Below are 15241 nucleotides of genomic sequence, written 5' to 3'. Positions count from 1 at the left end.
GTCCCTCTCCCGGGGGGAGAGGGGATATTGGCTCCCTCGCTCCCCTGCTCCACGAGCGGACACTCCCGCCCTCCCCGCACCGGGTCCCCGCCCGCCGCATGTTTCCCCCCATTGAGGGCACATGGCGCGGCCGGCTCGGCGTCCGCGCAGAGGGGAGGACGGCCTTGTTCAACACCTATCTGTCCCGCGAGGCAGCACGAAGGCTGAAGCACGGCGCCCCCTGGGTGCGCCGCGAGGACATCGTCTCCATGGAGGGCACCCCCTCCGCCGGCGAGGCCGTGCAGCTCCGGGACGAGGACGGACACGTGCTCGGGCTCGCGGACGTGGACCTCGAGTCCTCCTATGCCGTGCGCCGATTGGGGCTCCCGGAAGAGTCCGCCGAGGGCATCATCCCCCGCCACGTGCGCCATGCCTTCGAGCGCCGCGCCCGCATGGTGGATGACCCGCGCTTCTGCCGCTCCATCAACGACGACGGCGACGCCCTCCCCGGCCTCATCGTGGACCGCTACGACACGCACCTCGTCGTCCAGACGCTCACGCGCGCCATGGATGCCCGGCTGCAGGAAATCACCCGCGCCCTCGTGGAGGTCTCCGGCGCCGAGTCCGTGCTGCTGCGCAACGACACCGCCCGGCGCCGCCAGCTCGGCCTGCCCGTGCAACGGCCCCACGCCCTCCATGGCAACCCGCCCCGCTGGAGCCGCGTGCTGGAGCTCGGCGCCCGCTTCACCGTGGACCTCACCTACGGCCCGGGCGTGGGCTACCCCTATGATCAGCGCGAGCTGCGCCGCTTCCTCGCCCGCCTGTCCCAGGGCGCGCGGGTGCTCGACCCGAGCTGCCACGTGGGCGGCCTCTTCGTCCATGCCGGACGCCATGGCGCCCGCTCCATCCTCGCCTTCGACAGCGACGCGGACACCGCGGACCTCGCCCGCGAGAACGGCGAGGCCAACGGGCTGCTGGGGCGCCTCCGGGTGGAACGCGGGGACGCCCTCGACGTGCTGCACGGCATCCAGGACACCTTCGACCTGGTGCTCCTGGACACCCCGGAGGCCACCTCGCCGCAGACCTTCATCGAGCAGGTGCGCCTGGGCCTGCACGCCACCCGCCACGGCGGCACCCTGCTCGTCGTCGGCTACCACCCGCCCCTGCCCACCGGCGGCTTCGACGACCTGATCGCCGAGGCCTGCGAGCAGGAGGGGCGCATGGGCTTCCGCTTCGCCCGGCTCGGCCTGCCGCCGGACCACCCCACCCTCGTGGGCTTCCCCGGCACCGACTACCTGTCGGGGATCGTCATCGAGGCCAGCTGAGAGGCCCTCCGGCGCCTACTTCTTCGCGGCGGTGGCGTGCTTGCGCACCGCCCGGAGCACGTCCGGCACCGACGTCTTGTTCGCCTTGTCGGCGATCCACTTGGGCAGCGAGCCTCCCGGGTCCGTGTAGAGGTAGTAGGTGACGAACGTCTTCTTCCCCTCCTCGCGCGGCTCCATCAGCCAGTAGCCCGTGTTGAGCTTCACCCGCACCACGCCCTGCTTCTCGGGAGGCACCCCCTCGGTGGCCGCCGTCCAGGCCGTCTTCAGGAAGCCCTTTCCGTCCTTCCAGTCCGACTCGTCCCGGATGCGGATGATGAAGTCCCGCTTGTCCACCAGCGGGGCGTTCACCAGGCAATAGAACACGGTGATCTTCCCGTCCTGCTCCGAGGACAGCACCTTGCTCTCCTCGGTGTAGGGCATGGTCTTGGTGTAGTTGTCGTAGTCACGGATGACCCGCCAGACGTCGTGGGCAGGGGCATCCACGAGGGTGGTGGCCTTCACCTCGGAGACGGAGCCCCCCTCGGGAGTCCGGGCCAGCACGGAGATGCCGTCGTCACGGGCCACCTGCTGCCAGGACGGTTCAGCCGCGCCAGTCAACAGCACGAGAAGCGAGAGAGTGGGAAGTAGGGACATGAATCCATCCTAACCGCCTGGGTGGTGGTAGTGTCGCCGCCCGCGTATGACGACCGATAACCCGTCCGACAATTCCCCGACTTCCTCCCCCACCGACGCCTCCGTGGAGGAGGTGCGCAAGGTGTATGCGAAGGACCTGCGCGAGAAGGACTCCGTCAACACCGTGTTCCGCGTCACCAAGAAGGAGCGCGTCACCGCGCGCAGCGGCAAGGTGTTCCTCTCCGTGGTGCTCGTGGACAAGAGCGGAGAGATCGACGCCCGCGTCTTCGACAAGGTCGAGGCCCTCGAGCCCACCTTCTCCCCCGGTGACTACGTGCTCGTGCGCGGCAACGTCATCGGTTTCCACGGCAAGTCCCAGGTGGTCATCGAGGCCCTCGAGAAGCTGGACCCCGAGCCGCTCGATCCCAAGGAGTTCGAGCCGCCGGCCCGCGAGGAGCAGCCCGCCCCCAAGGCCGCCGCCCCCGCCCGGGAGGAGCAGCCCGCCCCCAAGGCCCGCGAGGAGCAGGCCACGCCCAAGGCGGGCGGTGACGGCCACGGCGGCGCCCGCGCCGTGGGGCAGATCCGCGAGCTCATCACCGAGCGCGTGAACGACCCGAACGTGAAGGCGCTGTTGCTGGCCTTCCTGGATGACGCGCAGATCGCCGCGGGCCTGCCGCACGCGCCGGCCGCCAAGGGCATCCACCACGCCTACCGCGGCGGACTCGCCGACCACCTGCTGTCGGTGATGCGGCTCACCCTCCGGGTGGCGGACCACTACCCCATGGCGGACCGGGACCTGCTGCTCGCCGGCGCCTTCCTCCACGACGTGATGAAGGTGGCGGAGATCTCCCCGGACAAGGGCTTCGAGTACACCGACGAGGGCAAGCTGGTGGGCCACCTCGTCATGACGGCGCAGAAGATCCGCGAGAAGACGCTCGCGATTCCCAACTTCCCGCCGCTGCTGGAGCAGCACCTCACCCACCTCGTGCTCTCGCACCATGGGCGGCTGGAGTACGGCTCGCCCAAGCTGCCGATGACCATCGAGGCGCACATCGTCCACGCGCTCGACTCGCTGGACTCACGCATCGCCTCGTGGGTGGAGGCCATGCAGCGCGATCCCAACGACAAGTGGACGGAGAACCTCAAGCTCTACGACCGCCAGCTCTGGAAGGGACCCGCGCCCACGGTCCGGGGCCGTGCGCCGGTCGAGGGGGGCCGCCGGAAGGGCAAGGAGGGCAAGAAGCCCAAGGAGCGGCCGGAGAGGGCCGCAGGCGCCGCCGCGGGTGAGGGCCAGCAGGCTCCGCGCGCCGAGCGTCCCGAGAGGCCCGAGCGTTCCGAGAGGCCCGAGCGGCAGGAGAAGCAGCGCGAGCCCCGGCCGCCGCGTGAGCAGCGGGAGCCTCGGGAGGCGCGCGAGCCACGGGAGCCCAAGCCGCCGCGCGAGCGGGTGGACGTTCCCAAGGAGCTGACGTTCAAGCCGTTCAGCGTGCTGACGGCGCCGAAGACGGAGCCCGCCGACAAGTCCGGCGGGGAGGGCTCGGACACGGAAGGCTGAGACATGGCGAAGAAACTGGGCGAGCGCCTCGTCGAGGCGGGACTGGTCACCTCGGATTCCATCCAGAAGGCGCTGGAGCACCAGAAGATCACCGGCCACCGGCTGGGGGACTGCCTGGTGGAGATCGGCCTGCTCCAGGAGGCGGCACTGCTGCGCTTCCTGGCGGCCGAGTTCCAGACGCGCTTCGTCTCCGCGGAGAAGCTGGCCAAGGCCCGCATTCCCACGGACGTGCTGGACAAGGTGCCGGTGCGGCTGGCGGAGGCGCAGAACGTGCTTCCGCTGGCGATCGACCCGGAGCGCCAGCTGCTCTCGGTGGTGGCGGCCGAGCCGCAGAACAAGAAGCTGCTGGACGAGATCGCCCTGGTGACGGGGATGACCGAGGTCTACGCGTACGTGGGCCTGCGCAGCACCATCGCCGCCGCCATCCGCAAGCACTACTACGGGGACACGACGGCCTTCGCCTCGCTGGAGGTGGTGACGGCGCAGACCCGGGCGGACGTGTCCACCATGGCCAGCGCCTACGAGAGCACCGCGGGAATGGCGCCCAGGCCCAGCATCCAGCTGCGGCTCGAGTCGGAGACCCGGCTGCGGCCGCGCCCGGGCACGCAGGGGCGGCACAAGACGTCCACCGGAGACACCTTCCCGGGCTCACGCGGGACGGTGAGCGACAAGGACTACATCGAGACGCTGAGCATCCTGGTGACGATGCAGGAGCGGGACCGCAAGCACCACCGGGGACACTCGGCGCAGCTGTCGCGGCAGGCCACGGTGGTGGCGCGGCGCCTGGGAATGTTGCCCCGGGACGTGGCGGCGGTGGCCATCGCGGGCTACCTGCACGACCTGGGCAAGCCGGCCGAGCGCCACTTCTGCCTGGCGAGCAACGCGGTGAATCCGGAGTGGCTGGCCGAGGCCAAGCGCTACTGCCGGGTGCCGACGAAGCTCTTCGAGTCGGTGAACCTGCCCGTGCAGGTGAACACCATGCTCGCGCAGCTCTACGAGGCCTATGACGGCTCGGGGACGCCGCAGGGTGCCAAGGGCGATGACATCACCCTGGGCGCGCGAATCCTGGGGGCGGTGGACAGCTACCTGGAGCTGACGAAGAACCCGGCCAACGCGCTCGGGAAGCTGCTGACCAAGGAGCAGGCGCTGGAGCACCTGAGGGAGAACTCGGGCAAGCTGTACGACCCCTTGGTGGCGGACATCGTCATGCAGGTGCAGACGGGCGAGCTGCTGCGCCAGCGCATCATCAACGACGGGCGGCAGATCCTCATCGTGGAGCCCGAGGAGGGCACGCGGACGGACCTGCTGGAGTCCGGCCAGAAGCAGGGGCTGGTGGTGCACGCGCTGTCCTCGCTGGACGGAGCGTACGACGCACTGGGGTACCAGGACTGCGACGTGCTGGTGGTGGGGCTGAAGTTCGGGCTGGACGAGGTGTTGGGGCTGCTGCAGGCGACCCGCTCCTCGCCGGAGCACGCGGGCCTGCCGGTGGTGGTGCTCGGAAACCCGGACGCGGGTACGCGCGAGCGGTTGATGATGGGCGGAGCCTCGGCGGTGATGCCTCCCGCGGAGCCGGACGAGGCGGCGAAGACGATCCGCGCCCTGTACGACGATCGCATCCAGCACAACGGCCCGGCCCGGATGGTGCGCGGCAGCCTGGACGAGCTGCCGGCGGCACAACTGTTCAAGCTGCTGGGAACGGGCAAGAAGTCGGGGCGGCTGTACCTGAAGCAGAACGCGCACGAGGGGTACCTGCACCTGGAGCAGGGAAAGCTCGTCTACGCGACGGTGGCGACCCAGAACGGCGAGCAGGCCATGCAGACGCTGCTGGGCTTCCAGCAGGCGGACTTCCGCTACGACCCGGACTCGCTGCTGCTGGACACGCCGCAGATGGACAAGGATCTGGAAGTGCTCGCGCAGCAGGTGGCGATGCGCAGACCGACCATGTCCATGCCAACGGTGTAGAGTTCCTCCGCGATGATGACGGCCCCCCCGCTTGCCCGGGGGGTGGATTTGTCCAAAAGTATCGGGTGTCGTTCAGTCCAGGGGGGAGGTCTCGGTGCCGACTGCCGCGCCCTGAGTCCTGGACCCGCGAGGAGCGCGATGCCCATTCACGCTGGCAGTTATTCGGTCCTCTCCACCAACAACACCGCTGTCCCGTTCTGGCCCCTCGCCCCTGGGACGAGTGTGGAGGCGGCCACCACGTTGCGTCCGCCCCTGGCGGAGGACCCCGTCGCCTCCGTCGGTGTGTTCGACATCGTCATTCAGATGTCACAGGACAACATCGTCACGAAGACCGAGACGGCCCCAACTCCGCCGCTGACGGGCAGGACGACCCAGGCGGGCACGACCGTCACCAGCATGCCGCTGCACTGGGACGATACGTCCAGCCGCCGCATCCACATCTGCTTCGCCGTGGCGACTCCCGATGAAGGTGTGCCCAAGCACAACCAGTTCGAGGGCACGCTCCGGCTGAAAGCCTCTTATGTGAAGGCCTCGGGGCAGACCGTGCATTGCGTGCTGGACGTCGCGCTGCGGATCGGTCCGCGCCAACGCAGTGAGGATCTGTTCATCTTCTACGTGGTCCACCACGTACCGCCCCAGCGGTATTGCTGGGTCAAGCTGCGCGCGGTGGATGCCAACACCACCAAGGCCGTCGCGAGCGCCAACGTGAAGGCCGAGGTACTGCGGGACAATTTCAACAATGGCTTCACCAACATCAATCGACAGGTGGCGCTGGAGACGAACAAGGAGGGTTACGTCTCCTGTGAAGGCAGAACCACCCTCGCGCTTCCCATCGACTGGCCGATCCTCTTCCGCGCCACCGTGCCCTCCCATTCCGCGGCAATGGGTTATCTGCCCAGGGCCCACATGTTGCGTTTCACCAAGGACCACCTCAAGGGCAATACCCAGGACGCCCCTCTTCGTCCTGACAACATGCAGTTGCAGCGGATCAACACCACGCAATTGACCAATCGCCGCTTCCTGCTCGATCCGGGGCATGGCGTGGTCTATGGGCTCGCCGCGGCCCGCCGCTCCCAGGAATGGTTTGGCGCCCACCTCGTCGCGGACCGTATCGCCCATCTCCTGCAAACCCGGCACGGAGTGCCGCAAGAGAACATCTTCTGGACCCGGACCGCGGGGTTCGGCCTCATCGAGCCCGGTTCCGTCAACGCGGCGGCAGCCCCGGAGACGGGTGCACAGCGCTACGAGTACAACCTCTCCCAGCGGCGTATCCGAATCCGCAACGGCAACCCGACGCTTCTCGCGCTCTCGGCGCTGCTGCTCACGCGGCATTCGGGAGACACCAACGCGGTGCTGCCCGTGGGGGCCGAGGATCGAGCCCGCCTGCTCCAGATCAACACGGCCACGGTCAACACCATCACCGCGCGCATCAATCAACAACTGCAGAGCAGTCACAGGCGTGTACAGCCCGGCTCCGTGCGCTGGGACGTCACGACCAACAACTACGTCTACACGAGGGAGTCCACCCAGACACTGCCGGGTGGGAATACGCCTCCTCCCCAGGTCCAGGCATTCCCCATCACCACGCAGGACTGGTTCGAGGTGGATGATGCCATGCTGGAGGTCCTGGCTGATCGTTCCGCGCGCTGGTCGCTCGCCTGCGAGATTGGCGGAGATGGGAACTTCCAGACCTCGGCGCGGACGGCCATGAGGACGAGAGGTTTCGTGGACTACGCGCGGACGAAGGTCCTGCGCTACCTGCAACAAGGCTCTCCCCAGGCCTACTTCAATCATGGAACCAAGGCGTGGGGTCCTACGCCTCGCCTCGCGTACATCAACGGCATCGACCCCGAGTGCGATCTCTACCTCTCCATCCATCTCAACGCGGGCGGGGCGGCCGCGAAGGGACAGGTGCTGCTGGTGTCCAGGACCGATCCGCCAAACGATCAGATCCGCCTCGCCAAGGTGTTCGTCAAATACGTGGATCCCTGCGGGCTCGGACTCCGGCAGGGCGGCGTCGCCGCGGAGGAACCCAACAATCCCGCCGCGATGCTCAGTGCCCAGAATCAGCGGCGCGAAAAGTATACCTATTTCGAGCTCGAGTTCATGGATGCGGCGCACTCCAGTGGCGGGCAGGGGCAATACCGCTACGGCGAACTGATCGAGGAGTCGCGCGTCGACGAGATGGCCGAACAGATCGTGGCCGGAATCGTCGAGTCCCTGCTGAACAGACAGCCCAATCTCGATGCGGTCACCTACCGCTCGACCCTTGGAGATCCCCCCCTGTGGTGAACCGGCTCCAACTCACCCAAGCCGTACTCCTGTGTTCCCTGCTCCTCGCCGCCCCTGGCCGGGCGGGAGGACCCGCGCCCACGACCCCCGAGGCTCCCGCGCAGGTAGCGGCCATTGAATATGGGCCGCAGGGTGCACGGCCCGTCGTCATCCAGGTCTCCACCCGGCGGGTACAGTGGACGGGAGACTGGAGACAAGACGCCGCCGTTGCGCACCTCTCCTGGTCTCCCGACGGCACCTTCCTCTTGTACCGGCAAGCCGACACCCTCATGAGGCACACCCTCGGGGAGCAGGGCAGCATCAAGCTGGCCGAGGGCCTCGCCATGCCTCGAACCCGGCCCGACTACGAGCTCCGTCCGGACGGCCAGCAGGTGGCACTCCGACGCGCCCCCAGCCAAGTCGCGTTCATCCCCGTGGGCACCGCGGCCGGGATCTCCCAACAAGTCGACATGCCTTCCGGGTGCCTCCCCTCCAGCATGCAATGGCAGCCCGATGGCAAGGTGCTGCATGTGCTCTGCGCCCAGGAGAGCTCGAAGACGGCGCCCCTCCTCGTGAAGCTCGATCCGGCAGCGGGCGTGGTGACCTTCCGGCCCGCCCCGGACGTGGCGGAGCTGCTCGGCTGGAGCGAACAGCGGGGATTGTTGGTCTCGGGCAAGGCGGATGCGTACGGCCAGAGACCGGGAAACGTGAAGGAGGATGGTTCGTACCACCCGCTCCGGCCGGCGCCAGCACTCCCCGAGAACTCGGAGGAGTCGCCCCCCATCGACTTCGTCCAGGGCTACCTGCCATCCATTGACGGTTTCGTCATGGCCCGGGCGACCGAGGATCCCCACGACCCGGTCGTGCTGACCCTGGTCACGCCCGGAGAGTCCCCCGCGAAGCGGTGGCTCAAGTCCTTCAAGCGAGTGGGCACCATCTCCTATGGCGTTCCCGGTCCCTGGGTCGCCTTCGTCGATCGGAAGCCCGCCGACCGCGCGGACGTGGGTGACATCTACATCGTCCGCGCGGGCAAGGAAGACGCGCGACTCGTCATTCGCGCGAACGCAAAACGGGACACTTTCTACGGCGGGCCCGAACCCCGGCCGCACAAGGCGGGGACGAGCGCCCCCAAAGGAGCTGGCTCATCCAAGAAGCCATGAACCCGGCCAGCGGTCACACCGTGAAGCCGAACAGCGCCGCCGCGTTGGCCGTGGTCACCTCGGCCACCCGCTCAAGCGTCACGCCCTTCAGCTCGGCGACCTTCTTCGCCGTCTCGACGACGTACGAGGGCTCATTCTTCTTGCCGCGATACGGGATGGGCGCCAGGTACGGACTGTCCGTCTCCACCATCAGCCGCTCCAACGGAGCGAAGCGCACCGCGTCCTGCAACGCCTCGGTCTTCTTGTAGGTGACCACTCCCGACAGCGACAGCAGGAAGCCCAGGTCCAGGTAGCGCCGGGCCGCCTCGGTGTCCCCGGTGAAGCAGTGGATGACACCCCGGCTCATCCCCTCCTCCTTCAGGATGGCCTCGCACTCGGGATGTGCGTCCCCTCCCTTCGTCGACTCGCGCACGTGCACCACGAGCGGCTTGCCCAGGCGCTTCGCCAGCGCGCACTGCCTGCGGAACACCTGCCGCTGCACGTCCCGCGCGGAGTGCTCGTAGTAGTAGTCCAGCCCCGCCTCGCCCACCGCGTGGATCTCCGGCCGGGCACAGGTGCGCTCCAGGTGCTCGAAGTCCGCCTCGGTGGCCCGGGCCGCTTCGTGCGGATGGATGCCGAGCGTGGCCGTGAGGAACTCCGGATGGGCGGCGGCGACCTCCAGCGCGATGCCCCAATCACCGGGACCCTGGAACTGGCCGACGATGACGGCATGCACCAGCCCGGCGGCACGGGCGCGCTCCAGCGCGGCCTCCACGTACGCGGAGTCGGCACGGTCGAAGTGACAGTGGGAATCAACGAGCCTCATGGCATCTCCTGGATGAGCTCGGAGAGCTCGGCACGGGCTTCCTGCGACAACGAGGGCAGCACCGCCCGGACGCGCTCCCTGCCCTCGGGAACGCCGAGCAGCCACAGGCCCTCGGCGGCATCGAGCCGGTAGTCCTCGGGGACTCCGGGCTCGTCAATCAACGCGAGCAGCCACGGCAGGGCCTTCGGGTCCGCCAGGCGGCCCAGTCCCCGAGCCGCCGCGCCCCGGCAGTCGTCCTTCGGATTCGTGATGATGGTGTGCAGCCGCTCGAGCGCGCCCGAGGCCTTCACCTCGCCACACAGCTCCACGGCGAGGGCCCGGTCCTGCGACCAGTTCCACCGCCGCCGCTCCGTCCGTTTGAGGAGCCAGGCGGCCCCCTCGGCATCTCCCAGCTTCGCGAGCACCCCCGCGGCCTGGGTCTTGTCGAAAGCGGGCAGCATCCAGCGGCGGAACAGCCGCTGCACGGCCGGCAGCGCCCGCGCATCCCCCAGCTCGGCCAACGCCCCGAGCGCACGGAAGCGGAGCAGATCCTCGTCGAGCGCCTCCACGAGCACCTCCAGCCCCGCGGGGTGCTTGAGGGAGGCCATGCCCCGGGCGGCCTCGAAGCGGACCTCGAAGATGGGGTCCTCGAGGGCCTGCGCCAACAACCCACGGCAATCCGGCCGGGCGAGGTCCGCGAGGCGCCCGGCGGCCTCCAGGCGCACGAGGCTCTCCTCATCGGCGAGCTGCGTGGCGAAGAAGCCGGGGAGCTCCTCGGCGGAGAGCACCGCGGAGGCCATGCCCACGCCCATGCGGCGCACGGCCACCTGCTTGTCGGCGAGCAGCCGCTGGAACGACGCGGACATCTCGGGCGCGCGCGAGGCGTCCTCGGCGGCGAGGTGGAAGAGCAACTCCGCCGCCTCGATGCGCAACCCCGGGTGCTTCTCGCGCTCGAGGGCGAGGAGCGCCCGGTCCCGTTCGGCCCGCCAGTCCGTCACGCTCACTTCACCTCGGAGCCGGGAGGCATGTCCCCCGGATCCAGCAAGGAGAGGTTCTTCCCGCCAGGTCCGGCGGTGAGGATCATCCCGCGCGACTCGATGCCCCGCAGCATGCGCGGCTTGAGATTGGCCACCACCACCACGTTGCGGCCCTGCACCTGCTCGGGCTGGAAGGCCTCCGCGATGCCGGAGCAGATGGTGCGTGGCTGCCCCTCGCCCAGGTCCACCGTGAGCTTCAGCAGCTTGTCCGCCTTGGGCACGCGCTCGGCGGCGAGCACCTTGCCCACCTTGAGCACCACCTTGCCGAAGTCACCGATCTCGATCTCCCCGGGCGCGGCCTCGGCGGCGGGCGCGGCGGCCTTGGCCTCGGCGGGCTTGGGCTCCGCGGCCTTCTTCTCGCCCTTGTCCCCCTTGCCCTTCTTCTCCTCCTTGGCCGGCTCGGCGGCGGCGGGAGCCTGGCCGAGGATGGCGTTGACGCGCTCCTCCTCCAGACGCGGCAGGAGCGGCTCGGGGGTGCCCACGGGCCGGCTGCGGTCGAGCAGCGGGTAGCGCGCGGTGGCGAGCGCCTCGAAGGTGAGCGGCGGCGCGTTGAGCTGCGCGAACAGCTTCTCCGTCACGCGCGGAATCACCGGCGTGAGCAGCGCGCCCAGCAGGTAGGCCACCTCGGCGGCATCGCTCAGGTCGGCGCGAGCGGCCTCGGGGTCCGTCTTCACCTTGGCCCACGGGGCCGCGGTCTGGAGGAAGCCGTTCGCCGACTGGGAGATCTCCGTGATGACCCGGATGGCGGTGCGGAACTCGAGCTTCTCGAACGCCTCGCGCACCTCGGGGACACGGGCCAGCGCGGCCTCCACCAGCGCCTTGCCGGGGCCCTCCTTCGTGGCGGGAGCCAGACGCTTCTCCAGCACCCCACCCGCCAGCATGGACAGGCTGCGGTTGGCCAGGTTGCCGATGTTGTTCACCAGCTCGCCGTTCACCCGCAGGCGGAAGTCCTTGAGGCTCAGGTCGAGGTCCTCGACTCCGGCGCCCAGCGTGGCCGCGTAGAAGTAGCGCAGGTAGCTCGGGTCCAGGTGCTCCAGGTAGGAGCGCACGGGGATGAGCGTGCCGCGGCTCTTGCTCATCTTCTCGCCGTTGACCGTGAGGTGGCCGTGCACCTTCACGCTCTCGGGCCGCTTGAGGCCGGCCTCCTTGAGCACGGCGGGCCAGAAGAGCGCGTGGAAGTAGACGATGTCCTTGCCGATGAAGTGGATGATGCGGGCGTCACTGCCCTCGGCCCAGTAGTCCAGGGCGCTCTTCGCCTTGCCCGTCGTCTTCGCCCACTTCTCCGTGGTGGCGATGTACCCGATGGGGGCGTCCAGCCAGACGTAGAAGTACTTGTCCGTCTCACCCGGGATGGCGAAGCCGAAGTACGGGCCGTCGCGGCTGATGTCCCAGTCCGCCAGGCCCTGCTCGAAGAAGCCCTGGAGCTGGGTGGCGAGGCCTTGGTGGATGAACCCGGGCTTGCGCAGCGTCTCCTGCAGGAAGTCCGCGTGACGCGACAGCTTGAAGAACAGGTGCGAGGACTTGCGGCGCACCGGCGGCGTGCCGCACAGGGCGCACCGGGGCTCGATCAGATCCGTGGGAGCGTAGGCCTTGCCGCACTTCTCGCAGGCGTCACCGTACTGGTCCGGCGCCTTGCAGTTGGGACAGGTGCCCTTGATGAAGCGGTCCGGCAGGAAGCGCTTGTCGGTCTCGCAGTAGGCCTGCTCGATTTCGCGCTTCTCGATGTCGCCCTGCTCCTTCAGCTTGCCGTAGATGTACTCGGCGTAGTGCTTGTTCTCGGGCGAGTTGGTCGAGTGGAAGTAATCGACGCTGACGCCGAGATCGCGGAAGTCCGCCTGGTGCGAGTCGTACCAGCGGGCGACGAAGTCCTCGGGCTTGAGACCCTGCTTCGCGGCGTTGATCTCGATGGGCGTGCCGTGGGTGTCGTCGGCGCAGAAGTAGACGACGTCCTTGCCGCAGGAGCGCAGGAAGCGCACGTAGATGTCGGTCTGGACGTACTCGACGGCATGGCCGATGTGGATGGGGCCGTTGGCATACGGCAGCGCGCTGGTGACGAGGATTCTCTCCGCCATGGGTTCTCCTGAGGGGGGGCGGACATTAGCCGCTCGAAGGGCTCCGGTCATCGGGAAGTCACCAAGGAACGCACCTGATGCACCGGGGCCCCGGAGCTGTTATTCGACCCCACACGATGTGCACCATCGTCATCCTCCGCCACATCCACCCCGAGTGGCCGCTCGTGCTGGCCGCCAACCGCGACGAGTTCTACGCCCGCCCGGCCGCTGGTCCCCAGGTCCTGTCCCTCGCTCCCCGGGTCGTCGGAGGCCGCGACCTGGAGCGTCAGGGGACGTGGATGGGAGTGACGGACGGGGGCTTTTTCGTGGGTCTGACGAATCAGCGGGGCTCCGCCAACCTGACGCGGGCCCCTCGCTCGCGGGGCGAGGTGGTGATGCGCGCCCTGCGGGCCAACGACGTGGAGGGGGTCGACCGCTACCTCGCGGGGCTGGATGCCCGGGAGTACAACCCCTTCAACCTCCTCTATGGGGACGCCGGGGTGCTCCGGGTGGCGTACGCCCGCCCGGACTCCGAGCGGATTCACCGGGAGGACGTCCCGCCGGGCGTCCACGTGCTGCCCAACGACGTGCTCGACACTCCGGCCCTGCCCAAGGTGGCGAGGGCGCATGAGCTGGCCGAGAAGGCCGCTCGGAAGCCCTGGCCCGACACCCTCCAGGAGCTCCAGGCGCTGCTCGCGGACCACGTGCTGCCCGAGCGCACGCCGGAGTTCCTCCTCGAGGAGTTCCCTCCGGAGCTGCACGAGCGCATCCGCCAGTTCCAGGCCCTCTGCATCCACACGCCAGAATATGGGACGCGCTCGTCGTCCATCGTCGCGCTGGCGCCTGGACGGGTGGCCCACTACCTGGCCGCCGACGTGGCCCCGTGCCAGGGGCCGTTCCAGGACGTCACACCGCTGCTCTACCCGGGGTGACGGCCCCGGTCGCATGCGGGACCCGACCGACGAGGTCTCGACTTCCCACGGGGGAAGTAGCATCCTCGCCTCGACCTTGGAGGTAGAGGCATGGACTTGAACGTGAGACAGGAGTTGAAGCGCGCGGGACTCGCACTGGACTGGCCTGAACGGCTCCAGGTGCCCATCGAGTTCGGTGCTCATGGAAGAGCGCTCCCGCTGGGCGAGGAGGTGCCGGTAGCGGACGACTCGTGGAGGATGGTGCACGTGAAGCTCAAGCCCATCTCGCGGCTCTGGACGGTCGCGGAGAAGACGCCGTTGGCGCTGAGGGCCCCTCCGCGTCACGACGCCTTCCTGTACCTGCTGCAGTCGACGGCGGTCATCTACTGCACCGCCATGGACAAGCCCGAGACGGATGCCGAGTTCGAGCGGCTCTACCGCATGCTGCGTCAGCGTCCGGATGGCCTGGACTGCCACCCGCTCTTCTCGTACCTGCAAGGGGCGGCGCGCCTGTACCTGTCGCTGTGCAGCGTGAGCCGGGCCGAGTACGAGGACCTGCTGCAACGGCTCGGCAAGCTGGCCCAGCGCTTCCGCTCGCACCCGGACAGCACCGCCTACCACGACAAGGTGCTCTCCCCCCACTTCAGCGCCTGAGACCCGGCCATGCGAACCCCTTCACCCATCCGCTGCATGCCCTTGCTGGTCCTCCTCGCGTCCGTGGCACAGGCCCTGGAGCCCGGCGCCAGGACGGAGATCAGGACGCTGCTGCTCTCGGAACATCCCGCCCGGACGGCGAACAACGTCTATGTATCCGGCCAGGTCTCCACCACCCTGCGCTTCGAGCAGGAGCCCGATCCGGCCAGGACCCGGCTCCTGGGGTGGGAGGGGCGATTCGAGCGTCCGCTCGTGGGAAGCAAGAAGGTGGTGCTGGAACCTCTGCGGGACCTGGGCGAGGACGAGTGGGTTCCCCTGCTCGTGACGCTCGAGGATGGGACCGAGTTCTCGTTCCTCGTGAGGCCACCGCGTCGTGAGAAGTGGGGATGGACGGACCATCAGGTGAACGTCTTCAAGGACCGCGAGAGCTACAACGCGGTGCTGTCGTCCCTCAATGACTCACGCAAGAGGGAGTTCAAGCTGAGCGAGGAGAACGAGCGCCTCAAGAAGGAAGAGAACTCGGTGGACCACGCCTTCGCCACGCTTCTCGTCAATGGACAGGTGGAGAAGACGCCTTTTCGGAGAGAGCGAGTTGCGGTCCTGAAGGACGGGGGTATGGACGTCACGATCGAGCTCTTCTCCGGGCCAGGGAAGGCAGCGGCCATGATCCACCTGACCAACATGTACGACGCACCATGGAGATTCAGGGATGCTCGGCTGACCGCTGACTTGACGTCCCCTACCGCTCGACCCTTCGCGCTCCGCATGGAGCGGCCCGAGCTCGTGCCGGGTCAGTCAGGAAGAATCGCGGTGGTGGCGGACGAGAGTGCGTTCACGACGAAGGAGGGCCTCGTCAATCTGGCCCTGGAAATCTTCCGCGAGGATGGGCTCATGGAGGTGCTTGTGAACCTGGATCACACGCTGATTCGGAAGTAGAGGAGCC

General features: G+C 68.5%; 12 protein-coding genes. 8 read left to right on the top strand and 4 right to left on the bottom strand.

Annotated elements, in window-relative coordinates:
* Positions 1–164: 164 nt before the first annotated feature.
* The gene (locus tag Q664_RS03665; protein ID WP_043389856.1) at positions 165–1304 is read left to right on the top strand and encodes a class I SAM-dependent rRNA methyltransferase; all 1140 of its coding nucleotides are present in this window, start codon (positions 165–167) and stop codon (positions 1302–1304) included.
* Between the two features lie 15 nt (positions 1305–1319).
* Here the strand turns inward: Q664_RS03665 and Q664_RS03660 are convergent, their stop codons facing one another.
* Complete coding sequence (locus tag Q664_RS03660) at positions 1320–1937, bottom strand: START domain-containing protein (protein WP_075207317.1); 618 nt, start codon at positions 1935–1937, stop codon at positions 1320–1322.
* Positions 1938–1983: 46 nt separating this feature from the next.
* Between Q664_RS03660 and Q664_RS03655 the strand changes: the two genes are divergently transcribed.
* From Q664_RS03655 to Q664_RS03640, 4 genes are all read left to right on the top strand, one after another.
* Positions 1984–3468 carry an HD domain-containing protein gene (locus tag Q664_RS03655; protein WP_043389855.1) on the top strand — a complete coding sequence of 495 codons (1485 nt, stop codon included), beginning with the start codon at positions 1984–1986 and terminating at the stop codon, positions 3466–3468.
* Between the two features lie 3 nt (positions 3469–3471).
* On the top strand, positions 3472–5430 hold the full coding sequence (locus Q664_RS03650; RefSeq protein ID WP_043389854.1) for an HD domain-containing phosphohydrolase: 1959 nt from the start codon (positions 3472–3474) through the stop codon (positions 5428–5430).
* A 138-nt stretch (positions 5431–5568) separates the two neighbouring features.
* Positions 5569–7722: a hypothetical protein gene (locus tag Q664_RS03645; RefSeq protein ID WP_152621891.1), complete on the top strand. Its 2154-nt coding sequence runs from the start codon at positions 5569–5571 to the stop codon at positions 7720–7722.
* On the top strand, positions 7719–8861 hold the full coding sequence (locus Q664_RS03640; RefSeq protein WP_152621890.1) for a hypothetical protein: 1143 nt from the start codon (positions 7719–7721) through the stop codon (positions 8859–8861). Before Q664_RS03645 ends, Q664_RS03640 begins: the two co-directional genes overlap by 4 nt.
* A 13-nt stretch (positions 8862–8874) precedes the next feature.
* On the opposite strand, the gene Q664_RS03635 is transcribed toward Q664_RS03640, so the two are convergent.
* Genes Q664_RS03635 through metG form a run of 3 tightly spaced genes read right to left on the bottom strand, consistent with a single transcriptional unit; the run spans position 8875 to position 12754 of the window.
* Complete coding sequence (locus Q664_RS03635; protein WP_043389850.1) at positions 8875–9666, bottom strand: TatD family hydrolase; 792 nt, start codon at positions 9664–9666, stop codon at positions 8875–8877.
* Entirely contained in the window at positions 9663–10643 is a 981-nt protein-coding gene (locus Q664_RS03630) for a HEAT repeat domain-containing protein (RefSeq protein ID WP_043389849.1), read from the bottom strand. Before Q664_RS03630 ends, Q664_RS03635 begins: the two co-directional genes overlap by 4 nt.
* Positions 10644–10645: 2 nt before the next feature.
* On the bottom strand, positions 10646–12754 hold the full coding sequence (gene metG / locus Q664_RS03625) for a methionine--tRNA ligase (RefSeq protein ID WP_043389846.1): 2109 nt from the start codon (positions 12752–12754) through the stop codon (positions 10646–10648).
* Positions 12755–12870: 116 nt separating this feature from the next.
* Between metG and Q664_RS03620 the strand changes: the two genes are divergently transcribed.
* From Q664_RS03620 to Q664_RS03610, 3 genes are all read left to right on the top strand, one after another.
* Complete coding sequence (locus Q664_RS03620; protein ID WP_043389845.1) at positions 12871–13665, top strand: NRDE family protein; 795 nt, start codon at positions 12871–12873, stop codon at positions 13663–13665.
* A gap of 90 nt (positions 13666–13755) precedes the next feature.
* Positions 13756–14298 (top strand): hypothetical protein, encoded by a 543-nt coding sequence (locus tag Q664_RS03615; RefSeq protein WP_043389844.1) that lies wholly within the window; start codon positions 13756–13758, stop codon positions 14296–14298.
* 9 nt (positions 14299–14307) lie between these two features.
* Complete coding sequence (locus Q664_RS03610; RefSeq protein WP_043389842.1) at positions 14308–15234, top strand: DUF2381 family protein; 927 nt, start codon at positions 14308–14310, stop codon at positions 15232–15234.
* The last annotated feature ends 7 nt before the right edge of the window (positions 15235–15241 follow it).

This window comes from Archangium violaceum Cb vi76, assembly GCF_000733295.1.
GTDB classification, from domain to species: Bacteria; Myxococcota; Myxococcia; order Myxococcales; family Myxococcaceae; genus Archangium; species Archangium violaceum.
Note: the sequence above shows the minus strand (reverse complement) of the source record. Positions and strands in the feature narration are given on the sequence as shown.